Below are 14,287 nucleotides of genomic sequence, written 5' to 3'. Positions count from 1 at the left end.
TGCCTCGCCGTCCGTCTCTGTCTCTACCTCGCCGTCGATCTCTGCGACGTGCTCCTCGACGGCGGTCTCACTCATGTGCGTAGTCCTTCGTACGTCGTTCGGTGTCCAGCTTCGCGTCCTGCTCTGTGTCTGTGTCTGTGTCTGTGTCCTGCTCGGCGTCCGGCCCCGTCCGCACCGTGACGCCGCCGAAGGCGAACCGCCGCCGGGTGCCGTCGGGCCGGATCGCCTCGACGACCGCCACCTCGTCGGTCTCGGTCATGCCCTGGTGATCGGCGAGCTCCAGCAGGCCGAGGAGGTCCACCGGCCGCCGGATCGACTCGGGTGCGGCCCGGAACACCTCGGCGAGGTCGGCGCGGCCGACGTCGCCGTCACCGTTGCCGCCCGCCGCGCCCGCGAACGAGGCGAGGTGCTCGCGCAGCTCGGCGTAGTGGGGTCCGCCCCACTCCCGGGCGCCGTCCTCCAGGTCGGTGTCCGCGCCGTCGTCCGCTGTCTGCAGCGGGGCCGGGGGCTGCGGCGGGCTCAGGTCGCTCGTCGACTGGCGCAGGTGCGCGACGTCCGCCACCGGCAGCCTGCGCAACGGGTCCACCTCCTGGCCGCGGCGCGTCGCCGGCATCCACGCCTGGAAGCTGATCATCACCTCGCGCAGCAGCTCGTCGACCTGCCGGTCGCGCAGCGGGTCGTGGTTGCGCACCTGGGTGGTGATGACGTGGGACGCCTGACGCTGGGCCTTGATCACCTCGGCGACACCCTGCTCGATCCGCCGGCCGATGTCGCGCAGCTCGGTGCGCTGCTGGTTCGGCAGCCGGCCCGTGAAACGGTGGCGCAGCACCGTGTCGAGCTGCAGCGACAGCTCGTCGATCCGCTGCGGGTCACCGATCAGCCGCAGCGCCCCGGCGAAGGCCCGGCCCTCCGGCGTGGTCGTCATCACCTGCTCGCCGCGCTCCAGGTACTCGCGCAGCACGTCGCCGGACGGGCGCTCGTCCTGGCGCAGCGCGGTCACGACGTCCCGCTGCATCGCCTTGATCGACTCCGCCACCCGTGCGAAGTCCGCCGGCAGCTCGCGCACCAGGTGCAGGACGTTCTCCGCCTCCTCCAGCAGCTCGTCGTCGTCGACCTCGTCGACCTCCCCGCCCCGGTCGAGCCGCACCAGCTCGGCCTGCAGCCGGTCTATCTGCGTCTGGAGGCGGGCCATGCGGACCGCCACGTCGGGGTCGGCGTCCTGTGCCAGCCGCTCCACTGCGTCCAGGAGGGTCCGGACGCGGGACTCCGAGACCCGCGACCTGGCGCCGCCCGCCCGGCCGGCGACCTCGAGCGCGCCGACCGCATGTGCCGAGAGCTGGTAGACCTCGATGTCGCCGTCCACGATCTGGCGCTTCAGCCACCCGACGTCGGACCACTGCCTGCACAGCTCCCGCGCGCTGCCGAGCGGGATGGCGCGTGTGCCGTCGGCGTTGAACTCATGGCCCTGGGCACGTAGCTGGTCGAGCGCGTCGCCGATCTCGGTGTGCGCCTCCGCGACCGGGACCGTCGGACGCTCCGGCGTGAACACCAGGGACAGCAGCGACACGACGAGCGGTGCGTACCTGCGGTGAAGCAGGTCCAGCATCGGCTCCTGGAAGGCCCGGAGCGCGCCAAGGTACGCACCTTCTGCACGAGTAATCATCGCCGGTCAGAGTACGTCGGACCGGTGACATCCACCGCCCCGCCGTCCACAGGTCGTCCTCCGCGGCGGGTCAGGACGCGGCAAGGCGCCGCCGGACGCCGGGATCGGTGAGCGTCCCGACGTCGTCGACCCACTGCTCGACTCCCCCGCGGTGCGCCAGCGCCCGCACCTGCGGGTCCGCGACCGCCGCGCGCAGCACCCCCGCGACGTCGCGCAGGCCCGTGAAGGGCCTGTCGTAGAAAGGCTCGCAGGCGGCTCCGTCCAACGCGGGCAGGCCGACGGCGCGCTGCCGCTCGTGCAGCACCTCGCACGCCGCGTGCAGGGCCGCCTCCCGCTCCTGCCAGGTCGCCGCCGCGAGCGCCGCCGCCAGGGGTCCGCCCGCTGACGGCGCGACGGGCAGCCGCGTGAACAGCGTCCCCGCCCACTTGGGGTAGGGCGGCCAGCGCCGCTCCAGCAGGAAGCCGAGCCGGAGGAGCGCCGTGACGAGCCGCGCCGCGATCAGCCGCGAGCCGAGATCGTCGCCGCGCTGCCCGGTGCGGCCGACGAACGGGAGCTCCTGCGCGATCCGCGTCCAGTCCGCCGCCAGGACGTGCAGCCACACGTCGTGGGGGTACCAGGCCAGCCGGTCGCGCAGCGCGGTGATCTCGCCGGACGTGTCCTCGAACACCGGCCCGGCGGTGACCTCCAGCACCGACTGGCCGGTCAGCGACAGCCAGTCGGTGAGGCGCAGAGCGCTGTTCCCGCCGCCGGCGAGGTCGAGACCGGTGCGCGACCGGACGAACTGTCCCGGCGCCGTGATCTCGACCCGGTGCCGGACGGTCATGTCGGAGGTGAGCGGGAAGGCCGTCGGCGATCCGCGGTAGGACGCCGGGAGCGACGCGGTCAGCACCCGGTCGACCTCGTCCACCCGGTCCGCCGGGACCAGCAGGGTTAGCCGCAGCCCCCAGTCGTGGTCACGGGACGTCTCGTCGTCGAGCCCCAGCACGTCCGAGCCGGTGCCGAGCCGCCCGGCGGCGCGCGGCACCTCGGGCAGCTCGCGGTCGAGGATCGGGCGGACGACGTCGGCCCAGTAGGCGCGGGCGAGCTCGATGCCGGACATGCCGCCAACCTAGGAGCAGGGCCGGGAACGGTCCAGGTGAATCCGCCGACGAACCGTCCGGCGGGCAAGGTGTACCCCTGCAGCATGTGCCAGGTGAGCCGATCTGCGTTCGACTCAGCCACGTGTTTGTCGCCTGTGCTGAACTATTCGGCTCAGCTGAAATCTGAGGGGCGTAGACGAACGAAGTTCAGCAGACCCGGCACCTGCTCCCCGGCACTACCTAGCACCGCGCGGCGGCTCCGGTCGGCCTGCTCCGGGCCGATCACCCGGCACCGCTCCGACCGGCACGGACCCGATCCACCGCCGGCGCTCCCGCTCAGTGCACGTTCGCCGTGACGACCCGCGCCGTCAGGCAGGTCCAGCCCCCGACGTAGATGCGGTCGCCGTCGGACAGCCAGCGCCGCTCCCCCGACCGCAGCGGTTCGGCCGGGACGGGTTCGCCGCGCGGGGCGACGTAGGTTCCGTTGGCCGAGCCGAGGTCGATCACGCTCCAGCCGCCGTCGACCCAGCTGATCTCGCAGTGCCTGCGGGAGACGCCGGTGTCCTCGCACACGATGTCCGGCACGACGCCGCGGCTGCGCGACGCCCGACCGACCACCAGGCGCGCCCCGGTCAGCGGCACGACAGCGGCGGTGGGTGTCGCCGGTCCCACGACGTCCTCCAGGAGCTCGTCGGCGGACCACTCGAAGTCGGACCGGATCTCGACGGCCCAGGCGGCAGGCTCGTTCTCCGCACGCGTCGGCCGGCCGGCCGGGAGCACCACGCGCGGCATCGTGATGGAGTCGTCCAGCCAGTCCGAGGCACCGATCCGGACCGCCAGCAGCGGTACGTGCTCCCGGACGACGGCCGGGTGCGCGGCCAACATCCTGGCCAGGCTGAGCGCACCGTCGAGCGGCAGCCCGGCACTCGGCTGCACGCGCACGTCGTCGCGCTTCTCCAGGAGCTGCTGGAGCACCATCGACCGGAACGACGGCGCATGCATCAGGAGCTTCCCCGTAGTCACCGCGATCGGCTCGACGCCGGGGTGGCTCAGCACCGCGCACAACCCGTCCGCCAGGGACCTGGCCGCCTCGTCCAGGATCTCGCGGCAGGCCACGTCGCCGCGGCTCGCCGCCTGGATGACCTGCGGCGCGAACCCGGCGAACAGGGAGACGTCGTTGACCGTCGTCCACTGCTCGCGCCGGCCGAAGTGCCGCTCGGCGGACTGGACGAGTCCGGGTGACGCACCCACCTTGCGGCCGTCCATCGACCGGGCCGCGGCGTCGAGCCCGCGCCGGCCGATCCAGGCGCCGCCGCCGTTGTCGCCCACGTGCGGCCCCATGCCGTCCGCAAGGTGCCACCTGCCGACGTCGTCGCAGGCCACGGCCACTGCGCCGGTCCCGACGGCGAGCGTCGCACCGGGTCCGGGACCGAGGGCACCCAGATGGGCCGTTACCGCATCGCTCGACACCGCCGTCGAGTCGGTGCGCAGCTCCTCGGCCAGGATGTCGTGCACGCGGTTCGGGTCCAGGCTCCCCGACTGCGCCTGCGACCGGAACCCCCGCATCCCCACGGCGGCCGCCGCGACCCGGGGCCGCCCGCCGAACTCGGCCGCGAAGTCACGGCACAGGCCCCGCACCACGTCGGGCACCGTGGAGCGCCCGTTCACGATGGTCGCGGGCGGGCCCGTGAGCTCGTAGACCCCGCCCGGCCGTCCGTTGTCGACCCGCAGGCGCGACCCCGTCCCGCCGATGTCCACACCAGCTACCCCGGCGTCCGCGCCGGGGATCTCAGCTCTATGTTGTTGTCCAGTGACCATCGGCACCGGGTCATAGTGCCTCGATATCACCCGGTCCGCTATGCGTGGAGTGTCATACGCAGAGCGCGCGGACCAGGGTAGAGACAGGCTGGAGACACGAACGCGAGGAGGTGTCCCGTGCCACGTGCCGCGACCGCACGAACCAAGTCTGCGGGAACGAAGTCTGGGGGGACGAGAACTGCTGGGACGAAGGGCGCCGGCACCAAGCCGGCCCGCCCCGGGGCCGAGCAGTGGGTGCCCGCGAACGCCGACGTCGAGACGCTCGCCCGGGCGGTGCACGACTGCCGGGGCTGCGAGCTGTGGGGGCCCGCTACCCAGGCGGTGTTCTCGTCCGGCCCGGCCTCCGCTGCGCTGGTCCTGGTCGGTGAGCAGCCCGGCGACCGGGAGGACCGGGAGGGCGAGCCGTTCGTCGGGCCGGCTGGCCGGATGCTCGCAGACGCGCTGCACGCGGCGGACCTGGACCCCGACGAGGTGTACCTGACCAACGCGGTCAAGCACTTCCGCTTCACCGAGCGGGGCAAGCGCCGGCTGCACAAGAAGCCCGACGTCGCGCACATCCGGGCGTGCGTGCCGTGGCTGGAGGCGGAGCTGGCGGCGGTGCGGCCGCGGGTGGTGGTGGCACTCGGGGCGACGGCGGCGCGAGCGGTGCTGGGGCGCGAGGTGCGGATCGGCGCCGAGCGCGGGCAGGTGCTCGACGGCGAGGCGCACGACGTCGTGATCACGACGCACCCGTCGGCACTGCTGCGGCTGCGGGACCGCACGGAGTTCGGCGCCACGTTCGACGCGTTCGTCGCCGACCTGCGGACCGCGGCTGACGCTGCAGCCTGACGGCCCCGCCGCGTAAGCCGGTCAGGCCGCCGGGTCGAGCACCACCTTCACGCAGCCGTCGTCCTTGCGCTGGAACATCGCGTAGGCCTCGGCGGCGCGTTCGAGCGGCCAGCGGTGGGTCCGCAGGTCGAGCACACCGAGCGGGTCGGCGGGGTCGGCCACGAGGCGCAGCAGCTCGTCGGTCCACCGCCGGACGTTCGCCTGTCCCTGCCGGATCGTCACCTGCTTGTCGAACAGCCGCAGCATCGGCAGCGGGTCCCGTACGCCGCCGTAGACGCCGGAGAGCGAGATGGTGCCGCCCCTGCGCACGAGGTCGATGGCCGCGTACAGCGCGGCGAGCCGGTCGGTGCCCGCGCGCTCCATCAGCGGCTTGCCGACGGCGTCCGGCAGGAAGCCCACGGCCTTCTGCATGGTCTCGGCGACCGGCGAGCCGTGCGCCTCCATACCGACGGCGTCGATCACCGCGTCCGGCCCGCGGCCCGCGGTGAGGTCGCGGACGGCGGCCAGGACGTCGTCGCGCTCGGAGTCGAGGACCGTGACGCCGTGCCGTGCCGCCATCGCCAGCCGCTCGGGCACCAGGTCGACGCCGACGACGAGCCCCGCCCCGCGGTGGGCGGCCACGCGGGCCGCCATCTGGCCGATCGGTCCGAGGCCGAGCACGACCACCGAACCGCCGTCGGGCACCTGCGCGTACTCGACCGCCTGCCACGCGGTGGGCAGCACGTCCGAGAGGTAGAGGTACCGCTCGTCGGGTGCGCCGTCGTCCGGCACGACGACGGGACCGTACTGCGCCTGCGGCACCCGCAGGTACTCCGCCTGACCGCCGGGCACCTGCCCGTAGAGCTTGGTGTAGCCGAAGAGCGCCGCGCCGCTGTCCTCCGCGGTGACCTGCGTGGTCTCGCACTGCGACTGCAGGCCGTGCGTGCACATCCAGCACTGCCCGCAGGCGATCCCGAACGGGACCACCACGCGGTCGCCGACACGCAGGTTCCCCGCGAGCGGGCCGACCTCCTCGACGACGCCCATCGCCTCGTGCCCGAGCACGTCACCGGAGTCGAGGAACGCGCCGAGCACGCCGTACAGGTGCAGGTCGGACCCGCAGATGGCCGTCGAGGTCACCCGCACTATCGCATCGTTCGGCTCCTCGATCCGCGGGTCGGGGACCGTCTCGACGCTGACGTGCTCCCGGCCCTGCCACGTGAGTGCTCTCATCGTCCGCTCCGGTCTGTGTGGTCGGCTCTGCAACACGTCCACGCTGGCACCACCCGCCCCCACCCGCATCTCACACGTTGAGTGCTGGGTATTTGTGAATCCGAGGCGTCAGATTCACAAATACCCAGCACTCAACGGGGTGGTGACCGTTACTCGTAGCGGAGGGACGAGATCGGGTCCTGGCGAGCCGCGCGCAGGGCCGGCAGGGTACCCGCGAGGAACGCGATGGCCATGACACCCAGCACCACCGTCGCGACGCTCACCGGGTCGAAGGCGATGAGGGCCAGCCCCGGCAGGTCCGCCAGGAGGTCTCCCGACACACCGTTCACGAGCTGCCCCGCACCGACCGCCCCTAGCACGCCCACCGCGCTGCCCACCAGCCCTATCACCACCGCCTCGATGCTGAACAGGGAGAAGACGCGGCCGCTGGAGAGCCCCATGGCCTTCATGAGCCCGACCTCGCGGGTCCGCTCCTGCACCGCCATGAACAGCGTGTTGACGATGCCGATACCGGCCGCGACCAGCGCGATCACCGCGAACCCGTTGAGCACGAGCACTATGCCGTCGATGACGGCGGTGATCGTGCCGAGCTGGTCCTCCAGCGTGCTGCCCGTGAAGCCGGCGTCGGCCAGCCGGTCCTGCAGCGCCTCCGTACCCTGCGCGCCCCCCGAGGCGTCGAACGCGACCGAGGCCTGCGCGTACCGGGTGGTCTCCGCCTCGGGCGCCCCGGTGGTCTGCAGGTCGTAGAGCTCCTGCGTGAGGGCGTCGTTCGGGATCGCGCCGGCCATGCTGATCACGCCGGGCTCGGCGACACCGACGACGGTCGCCTCGGTCGTCGTCTGGGTCCCGGTGCCGTCGGTGACGGCAAGCGTGACGGTCTGCCCGACGGCGTCGGCGGCGCTCCCGAGGCCCAGCGGCTCGAGATGGCCCTCGGGCAGCACGAGCTGGGGGCCTGCGGCGTCGAGGTCGACCTGCCTGCCGGACGCGAGCTCGGCCCTCATCCCCGGCACGAACTGGGTGACGGAGAGCTGGTACCTGCTCCCGCCGTCGTGCTGGACGTAGTCGATCGCGATGGTCTTGAGCGGCTCGACACTCTCCACGCCGTCGATGCCGGCGATCGTGTCGATGTCGTCGTCCGTCAGGGCGGTGGCCGTCGAGCCGGGCGGGCCGTTGTCCACCTCGATCTGGTTCGGGTCGTACTCGGCGGGGCCGTCGGCGGGCGTGTGCTCGCTCGCCTTGGTGACCGTCATGACGTCGTCGACGCCGACCGAGGCGACCGTGTCGTCGATGTACCGGTTGATGCCGGTGCCCAGGCCGTTCGTCAGGGACAGCGTGAAGGCCCCGATGAAGATCGCCAGGACCGTGAGGCTGGTGCGCAGCCTGGACCGGAAGGCGTTCCGGAACGCGGTGGAGACGATGTCGACGCCCCTCATGCCGCCACCGCCTCGCGCGCGGCGATCAGGCCGTCGCGGATGAAGATGCTGCGGTCACAGCGGGACGCCAGGTCCTCGTCGTGCGTGACGACCACCAGGTTGATGCCCCGCCTGCGGTTGAGGTCGAAGAGGATGTCCTCGACGACGGCGCCCGTCGCGGTGTCCAGGTTCCCGGTCGGCTCGTCGGCGAAGATCACGCGCGGCTCGTTGATCAGCGCCCGCGCGATGACCACGCGCTGCTTCTGACCGCCGGACAGGTCGTTCGCCCTGTTGTCGGCCTTGTCGTCGAGCTCGAGCTGCGCCAGGGCCGCCATCCCGCGGGCCAGGCGCTCGCGGCGGGCCACACCGGCGATCTTCAGCGGCAGGGTCACGTTGTCCAGCACGCTCGCCTGTGCGTTGAGGAAGAACTGCTGGAACACGAACCCGAAGGTGCTGTTGCGGGTCTGGTTGAGCTGCCTGGCGGAGAGCTTCGACGTGTCGACGCCGTCCAGGGTGATGCTGCCCGACGTCGGCCGGTCGAGCAGCGCGAGCAGATGCATGAGCGTCGACTTGCCCGAGCCGCTCTTGCCGATGATCGCGAGGGACTCGCCCTCGGCGATGTCCAGGTCCAGGCCCCGCAGGGCCTCGAAGGCGCTGGGGCCGGAGCCGTAGGTCTTGTGCAGGTTGCTGACGGAGAGCAGTGGGGAGACCACGTCGGCCGCCTCTCTCGTGGTGCCGGAGTTGTTGACGTGGCCAACTCTGGGCGACGGCGCCTGCGCGCGAATCGTCCTGACGATGACTCTTCGGTACCGCGCTGGTAGTACTCCCCGATACCCCCTGGGCGGGACGCGCGCACCCGTCGGGTACGGGATGCTTGGCGGGCGCGGCCGGCGAGCGGCGGACGGCGCCCGACGGACGGCGGACAGGAGGACGAGATGCCACGGAACGACGACGTGCAGCTCGGCCACACCCACCGGATCCCCCGGTGGGCCGGTCACGCCGCGGCGTCCGTCGCGGTGCTGCTGACGAGCCCGCTCCCGCTCGACGGTTATCGGATGCCCGTGTGGCACACCGGCTTCTTCGCCGTCGCACTCGTGGCTGCCGCGCTGCTCCTGCTGCGCCGGCGGCGACCGGTCCTGACTCTCGCGGCCACCGTGGCCCTGGTCTGGCTCAGCGTGCCGCTCGGACTGTTCAACCCCGGGGTGGTGCTGGCGGTCGCGATCGCCACGTTCACGGCGAGCGGCGCGCTGCCCCGATGGCGCGCTCTGTGGCTGGCGCTCGGCGCCGGCGTCCTCGTGAGCGGTGCGGGAGTCGTCGCGATCAGCCGCGGGCCCATGCAGTTCCTGCTCCTCGTCCTGCTCTTCGGCGCGCTCGGCGACATGATCCGGGTGCAGCGCGAACAGTTCACGGCGGTCACCGAACGCGCGGAGCGGGCCGAGGCGACGCGGGAGGCCCTCGCCAACCAACGCGTCGCGGAGGACCGGCTCGCGATCGCCCGCGACCTGCACGACGCCGTCGCGCACCAGATCGCGGTCATCAACCTGCACGCGGGCGTCGCGGGCTCCGCCCTGCGCGAGCGGCCCGACGACGCCGAGCACTCGCTCGCCGTCATCCGCCAGGCCTCGCGGACCGTGCTCACCCAGATCGGCGACCTGCTCGCCACGCTGCGCGACCCCGCCCCGCCGGACGCCGGGCCGGGAGCCTCACCCGTCGGCCTGGCCCAGCTCGACGAGATCCTGCGGCAGTTCCGCGGCCACGGCCTCGACGTCACCGTGCGCAGGCTCGGCGAGGCGCGCGAGCTGCCCGCGGCCGTCGACGTCGTCGCGCTGCGGGTCATCCAGGAGGCGCTGACCAACGCCCACAAGCACGGCGTCGAGCACCGGGCGCACGTGGTGCTCGAGTACCTGCCGGACCGGCTGCACGTCACGGTGGTCAACCCCGTCCCCGCGCGGGTCACGGCTGCCGCAGCCGGGCACGGCCTCGTCGGGGCGCGCGAGCGTGTCGAGGCCGTCCGCGGCACGCTCACCCACGGCAGGGCCGGCGTCGGCTCGTGGGCGCTGGACGCCGACCTGCCGACCCCCGTACCCGCCCCCGCGCCCGCCCCCGGAGGAGGGAGCTGCTCATGATCTCCGTGCTCATCGCCGACGACCAGTCACTGATCCGCTCGGCGATCGCCGACCTGATCACGCACAGCGACGGCCTGACCATCGCAGGGGAGGCCGCAGACGGGTACGAGGCGATCGCGCTGGCCCGTGAGCGCCGTCCGGACCTCGTGCTGATGGACATCCGGATGCCCGGCCTGGACGGCATCGCCGCGACCCGGGAGATCTGCGCGGACCCGGACCTCGCCGCGGTCCGGGTGCTCGTGCTGACCACGTTCGAGGAGGACGAGTACATCGTGGGCGCGCTGCGCGCCGGTGCGAGCGGCTTCATCGGCAAGGGGGCGGAACGGGACGACATCGCCGCCGCGATCCGGGCGGTCCACCGGGGCGACGCCCTCCTGTCCCCCGTCGCCACCCGGACGCTGATCGACAGGTACGTGCGCTCGGAACGTCTGCACACCAGCGAGCCGTCGCGGGCGCTGCACGACCTGACCGAACGCGAGGCGGAGGTGCTGGCGCTCGTGGGCACCGGCCGCTCCAACGCCGATATCGCGGAGCTGCTGGCGATCTCTCCGCACACCGCCAAGACGCACGTCAACCGGGTCATGACGAAGCTGAACGCGCACGACCGCGCGCAGCTCGTCATCGCGGCGTACGAGAACGGGCTCGTCCAGCCGGGTGGCCGCTAGGACTTACCGTCTCTGACCTGCGGTTTCAGACCCACGACACCACGTGACACCGCTTTGGTGTCGCAGATGACGTCATCACTCTTGCACTGACACCACGAGTGGTGTCATAGTGGGGTCATGGACCTCACGAGATATGTCGACGAGCTGCAGCGCCAGCTCTCCACCGCGGCCGCCGCGGGCGGGGAAGAGGTGCGCGAGATCGCCGGCCGCCTGACCGCCCCGCTCGACGCCGCCGCGCGGCTCGTCCTGCTCGAGGCCCTGTCCGCCGCAGCCGGGGAGATCTCCGCTGAGCTCGCACCCGGGTCGGTCGACGTGCGGCTGCGCGGCGGTGAGCCCGAGTTCGTCGTCGCGGCACCAGCGGCCGCCGTGCCGACCTCCGTGCCCACGGCGCCCACCGCCGTCGGCACCGGCGTCGCCACCGTCGTCGCCGGGCAGACCCCGACGGCACCCGCCCCCGCCGGGCCGGCAGGCACTGCGCCCGCCGACGCCGAGGCGGGCGCCACCACGCGCACCACCCTGCGCCTGCCCGACCACCTCAAGACACAGGCCGAGGCGGCCGCCGCCCGTGACGGCGTCTCGGTCAACACCTGGCTGGTGCGGGCGGTCGCCGCCGCGCTCGACCAGCCTACCGGGCGCCCCGCCCCGCAGGCCCCCTCCGGGCCGCCGAGCGGAAACCGCCTCACCGGCTGGGTGCGCTGACCGCGGCGACACCACTCCGACACCACTCGCCGCGCAGCCCGCTCGCTGCCCCTTCACCTTCCCGCCCTTGTCCTCACCTGGAGCCGTCATGCCCACTTTCTCCGCCACCAGCCCCGTCCCGGTCGTCGTGGACGTCCCCTTCGGCAACCTGCACGTCGTCGCCTCCGAGCGCGACGACGTCGTCGTGACCGTCCTGCCCGCCGACCCCGCCAAGTCGGGCTCGGTACGCGCCGCCGAGGAGACCCGCGTCGAGCGTGACGGCGACGCCGTCACGATCATCTACCCGTCCTCCTGGAAGCAGTACGTCCTTCCGTTCGCCGCCGGCGGCGCGAAGGTCAGCATCGAGCTGCCGGTCGGCTCGCACCTCAGCGGCAAGGCCGGCTCCCTGTACTCCGAGGGCCGGCTCGGCACGGTCGACCTGACCCTCAACGGCGGCGACGTCCGGATCGACGAGGCGGCCCGCCTCGACCTCAAGGTCTCCGCCGGGTCCGTCGTCGTCGGCCGGGCCACGGGACCCACCTCCATGAAGGTGAGCGCGGGCGGCGTCCGGATCACGGAGTTCTCCGGCGAGGGCACCGTCCGCGCCAGCAACGGGACCACGACCGTCGGATCCGTGACGGGGACCCTGGACGTCGTCGGGGCGCACTCCGAGATCACCGTGGGCCGCGTCCACGGCACGCTCAGCGTGAAGTCGGCGCATGCGGGCATCCGCGTCGACCGGGTCGAGTCGGGCAGCGTCACGCTCACGACGTCCTACGGCTCGATCGAGGTCGACGTGCCGGAGGGCACCGCAGCCTGGCTCGACATCGCCTCGGAGCACGGAACCGTCCGCAACCAGCTCACCCCCACGGACGGCCCCGTCGAGAACGAGGCCACCGCGGAGATCCACGCCAGCACGGGCTGGGGCGACGTCATCGTCCGGCGGCCCTGAGGTCCCTCGACCTCTCCGCGCACCGGCTGGGCGTGAGCCCCGCCTGACCTGAGGCCCGGACCGGCGTCGTCGGCCCGAGAAAGAACCCGAACCACCTCCCTGGCTACCCCCTACCCAAAAACCGTTACCCACCGTTTCCCACCGTTCCCGAGAAAGGGAAGAACATGAGCACGAACGCCGAGCGGAGCCGCGAACCCGCGATCCGAGTGCAGAACATCGAGAAGTCGTACAAGGAGCTGCACGTCCTGAAGGGCGTGGACCTCGAGGTCGCACGGGGCAGCATCTTCGCCCTGCTGGGTTCCAACGGCGCGGGCAAGACCACGTTCGTCAAGATCCTGTCCACGCTGCTGCGGGCCGACGGCGGCACCGCGAGCGTGCACGGGTTCGACGTCGCCACGCAGGCCGCCGAGGTGCGCGAGTCGATCAGCCTGACCGGTCAGTTCGCCGCGGTCGACGAGGTCCTGACCGGCCGGGAGAACCTCGTCCTGGTCGCCAGGCTGCGGCACCTGAAGGACCCCGGCAAGATCGCCGACGACCTGCTTGCCCGGTTCTCGCTCACGGAGGCCGCCGGGCGCAAGGCCGCCACCTACTCGGGCGGCATGCGCCGCCGCCTGGACATCGCGATGAGCCTGATCGGCAACCCGCCGATCATCTTCCTCGACGAGCCCACCACCGGCCTCGACCCGCAGGCCCGCATCGAGGTGTGGGACGCCGTCAAGGAGCTCGCCCGGAACGGCACGACCGTGCTGCTGACCACGCAGTACCTCGACGAGGCCGAGCAGCTCGCCGACCGGATCGCGATCCTGCACCAGGGCCGCATCATCGTCGACGGCACCCTCGCCGAGCTCAAGGCCCTGCTCCCGCCGGCCAAGGTCGAGTACGTCGAGAAGCAGCCCACCCTCGAGGACGTGTTCTTCGCCGTCGTCGGCGACGGCGGTCCCGCCACCGGTGCGGGCGACGCCGGCGACCCGACCGGCAGCCCCGCCAGCAGCCCCGTCAGCAGCCCCGCCAGCACGGACAAGTGAGGAACGAGACCATGAGCAAGCATTTCTTCGGCGACACCGCCGTCCTGACCGGGCGATCCCTGAGCCACATCCTCCGCAGCCCGGACACCATCATCACCACCGCCGTCACCCCGATCGCCCTGATGCTGATGTTCGTCTACGTGCTCGGCGGCGCGATCAACACCGGCGCCGGCAGCTACGTGAACTACCTGCTGCCCGGCATCCTGCTCATCACCGTCGCGTCCGGTATCGCCTACACCGCCTACCGGCTGTTCCTCGACATGCAGGGCGGCATCTTCGAGCGGTTCCAGTCGATGCCGATCGCGCGTTCGGCGGTGCTCTGGGGTCACGTACTGACGTCGCTCGTCGCCAACCTGGTCTCCGTGGCCCTCGTCGTCCTGGTGGCCCTGCTCATGGGCTTCCGCTCCGGTGCGGGTGTGCTGGCGTGGCTCGGTGTCGCGGGCATCCTGGTCCTGTTCACCCTGGCCCTGACCTGGCTCGCGGTCATCGCGGGCCTGTCGGCCAAGACCGTGGACGGCGCGAGCGCGTTCTCCTACCCGCTGATCTTCCTGCCCTTCATCAGCTCGGCCTTCGTCCCCACCGAGACCATGCCCGGCCCCGTGCGGTGGTTCGCCGAGAACCAGCCCGTGACCTCCATCGTGAACACGATCCGCGACCTGCTCGCCCAGCAGCCGGTCGGCACCGACATCTGGGTCGCGCTGGGCTGGTGCGTCGGCATCCTCGTGATCGCGTACGTCCTGGCCACTGGCGCGTACCGCCGAAAGATCTCCTGACGGCGTAGGTACTGGGTCGAACACGGTCCTCGACCGCACACCGGATGGTGTGCGGT

13 protein-coding genes are annotated in these 14,287 nt (G+C 72.3%); 7 read left to right on the top strand and 6 right to left on the bottom strand.

Annotated features, from left to right (window positions below):
- Positions 1-67 precede the first annotated feature (67 nt).
- From ACFWE2_RS02160 to ACFWE2_RS02150, 3 genes are all read right to left on the bottom strand, one after another.
- Entirely contained in the window at positions 68-1,663 is a 1,596-nt protein-coding gene (locus ACFWE2_RS02160) for a DUF3375 domain-containing protein (RefSeq protein WP_377222559.1), read from the bottom strand.
- 70 nt (positions 1,664-1,733) lie between these two features.
- Entirely contained in the window at positions 1,734-2,762 is a 1,029-nt protein-coding gene (locus ACFWE2_RS02155; RefSeq protein ID WP_377222558.1) for a DUF4037 domain-containing protein, read from the bottom strand.
- Between the two features lie 316 nt (positions 2,763-3,078).
- Entirely contained in the window at positions 3,079-4,560 is a 1,482-nt protein-coding gene (locus ACFWE2_RS02150; protein ID WP_377222612.1) for a BadF/BadG/BcrA/BcrD ATPase family protein, read from the bottom strand.
- A 234-nt stretch (positions 4,561-4,794) separates the two neighbouring features.
- Here ACFWE2_RS02150 and ACFWE2_RS02145 point away from each other — a divergent pair, with 234 nt between their 5' ends.
- Entirely contained in the window at positions 4,795-5,388 is a 594-nt protein-coding gene (locus tag ACFWE2_RS02145; RefSeq protein ID WP_377222557.1) for a UdgX family uracil-DNA binding protein, read from the top strand.
- A 21-nt stretch (positions 5,389-5,409) separates the two neighbouring features.
- Here ACFWE2_RS02145 and ACFWE2_RS02140 read toward each other — a convergent pair whose 3' ends face one another.
- From ACFWE2_RS02140 to ACFWE2_RS02130, 3 genes are all read right to left on the bottom strand, one after another.
- On the bottom strand, positions 5,410-6,600 hold the full coding sequence (locus tag ACFWE2_RS02140) for a zinc-dependent alcohol dehydrogenase (RefSeq protein WP_377222556.1): 1,191 nt from the start codon (positions 6,598-6,600) through the stop codon (positions 5,410-5,412).
- Between the two features lie 149 nt (positions 6,601-6,749).
- Positions 6,750-8,033, bottom strand: coding sequence for an ABC transporter permease (locus ACFWE2_RS02135; protein ID WP_377222555.1), 1,284 nt, complete (start codon positions 8,031-8,033; stop codon positions 6,750-6,752).
- Positions 8,030-8,725 (bottom strand): ABC transporter ATP-binding protein, encoded by a 696-nt coding sequence (locus ACFWE2_RS02130; protein ID WP_377222554.1) that lies wholly within the window; start codon positions 8,723-8,725, stop codon positions 8,030-8,032. Before ACFWE2_RS02130 ends, ACFWE2_RS02135 begins: the two co-directional genes overlap by 4 nt.
- A gap of 222 nt (positions 8,726-8,947) precedes the next feature.
- Between ACFWE2_RS02130 and ACFWE2_RS02125 the strand changes: the two genes are divergently transcribed.
- The 6 genes from ACFWE2_RS02125 to ACFWE2_RS02100 all read left to right on the top strand — a co-directional run bounded on the left by ACFWE2_RS02125 (position 8,948) and on the right by ACFWE2_RS02100 (position 14,231).
- On the top strand, positions 8,948-10,138 hold the full coding sequence (locus ACFWE2_RS02125; protein WP_377222553.1) for a sensor histidine kinase: 1,191 nt from the start codon (positions 8,948-8,950) through the stop codon (positions 10,136-10,138).
- Complete coding sequence (locus ACFWE2_RS02120; RefSeq protein WP_377222552.1) at positions 10,135-10,803, top strand: response regulator; 669 nt, start codon at positions 10,135-10,137, stop codon at positions 10,801-10,803. Before ACFWE2_RS02125 ends, ACFWE2_RS02120 begins: the two co-directional genes overlap by 4 nt.
- 117 nt (positions 10,804-10,920) lie before the next feature.
- Positions 10,921-11,502 (top strand): histidine kinase, encoded by a 582-nt coding sequence (locus ACFWE2_RS02115; protein ID WP_377222551.1) that lies wholly within the window; start codon positions 10,921-10,923, stop codon positions 11,500-11,502.
- Positions 11,503-11,590: 88 nt separating this feature from the next.
- Positions 11,591-12,433 carry a DUF4097 family beta strand repeat-containing protein gene (locus ACFWE2_RS02110; RefSeq protein ID WP_377222550.1) on the top strand — a complete coding sequence of 281 codons (843 nt, stop codon included), beginning with the start codon at positions 11,591-11,593 and terminating at the stop codon, positions 12,431-12,433.
- Positions 12,434-12,597: 164 nt separating this feature from the next.
- Positions 12,598-13,458, top strand: a complete 861-nt coding sequence (locus ACFWE2_RS02105; protein ID WP_377222549.1) for an ABC transporter ATP-binding protein — start codon at positions 12,598-12,600, stop codon at positions 13,456-13,458.
- Positions 13,459-13,469: 11 nt separating this feature from the next.
- The gene (locus ACFWE2_RS02100; RefSeq protein WP_377222548.1) at positions 13,470-14,231 is read left to right on the top strand and encodes an ABC transporter permease; all 762 of its coding nucleotides are present in this window, start codon (positions 13,470-13,472) and stop codon (positions 14,229-14,231) included.
- Positions 14,232-14,287 lie beyond the last annotated feature (56 nt).

Source organism: Promicromonospora sp. NPDC060271, from assembly GCF_042726755.1.
In the GTDB taxonomy this organism is placed as follows: Bacteria; Actinomycetota; Actinomycetes; order Actinomycetales; family Cellulomonadaceae; genus Promicromonospora.
The sequence above is the reverse complement of the archived record's forward strand: the minus strand, read 5'-3'. Positions and strand labels throughout refer to the sequence as shown.

Excerpts from the sequence above, each read along its gene's own strand:
- ACFWE2_RS02160 (WP_377222559.1), bottom strand. The coding sequence starts at position 1,663 with ATGATTACTCGTGCAGAAGGTGCGTACCTTGGCGCGCTCCGGGCCTTC.
- ACFWE2_RS02155 (WP_377222558.1), bottom strand. The coding sequence starts at position 2,762 with ATGTCCGGCATCGAGCTCGCCCGCGCCTACTGGGCCGACGTCGTCCGC.
- ACFWE2_RS02150 (WP_377222612.1), bottom strand. The coding sequence starts at position 4,560 with ATGGTCACTGGACAACAACATAGAGCTGAGATCCCCGGCGCGGACGCC.
- ACFWE2_RS02140 (WP_377222556.1), bottom strand. The coding sequence starts at position 6,600 with ATGAGAGCACTCACGTGGCAGGGCCGGGAGCACGTCAGCGTCGAGACG.
- ACFWE2_RS02135 (WP_377222555.1), bottom strand. The coding sequence starts at position 8,033 with ATGAGGGGCGTCGACATCGTCTCCACCGCGTTCCGGAACGCCTTCCGG.
- ACFWE2_RS02125 (WP_377222553.1), top strand. The coding sequence starts at position 8,948 with ATGCCACGGAACGACGACGTGCAGCTCGGCCACACCCACCGGATCCCC.
- ACFWE2_RS02120 (WP_377222552.1), top strand. The coding sequence starts at position 10,135 with ATGATCTCCGTGCTCATCGCCGACGACCAGTCACTGATCCGCTCGGCG.
- ACFWE2_RS02115 (WP_377222551.1), top strand. The coding sequence starts at position 10,921 with ATGGACCTCACGAGATATGTCGACGAGCTGCAGCGCCAGCTCTCCACC.
- ACFWE2_RS02110 (WP_377222550.1), top strand. The coding sequence starts at position 11,591 with ATGCCCACTTTCTCCGCCACCAGCCCCGTCCCGGTCGTCGTGGACGTC.
- ACFWE2_RS02105 (WP_377222549.1), top strand. The coding sequence starts at position 12,598 with ATGAGCACGAACGCCGAGCGGAGCCGCGAACCCGCGATCCGAGTGCAG.
- ACFWE2_RS02100 (WP_377222548.1), top strand. The coding sequence starts at position 13,470 with ATGAGCAAGCATTTCTTCGGCGACACCGCCGTCCTGACCGGGCGATCC.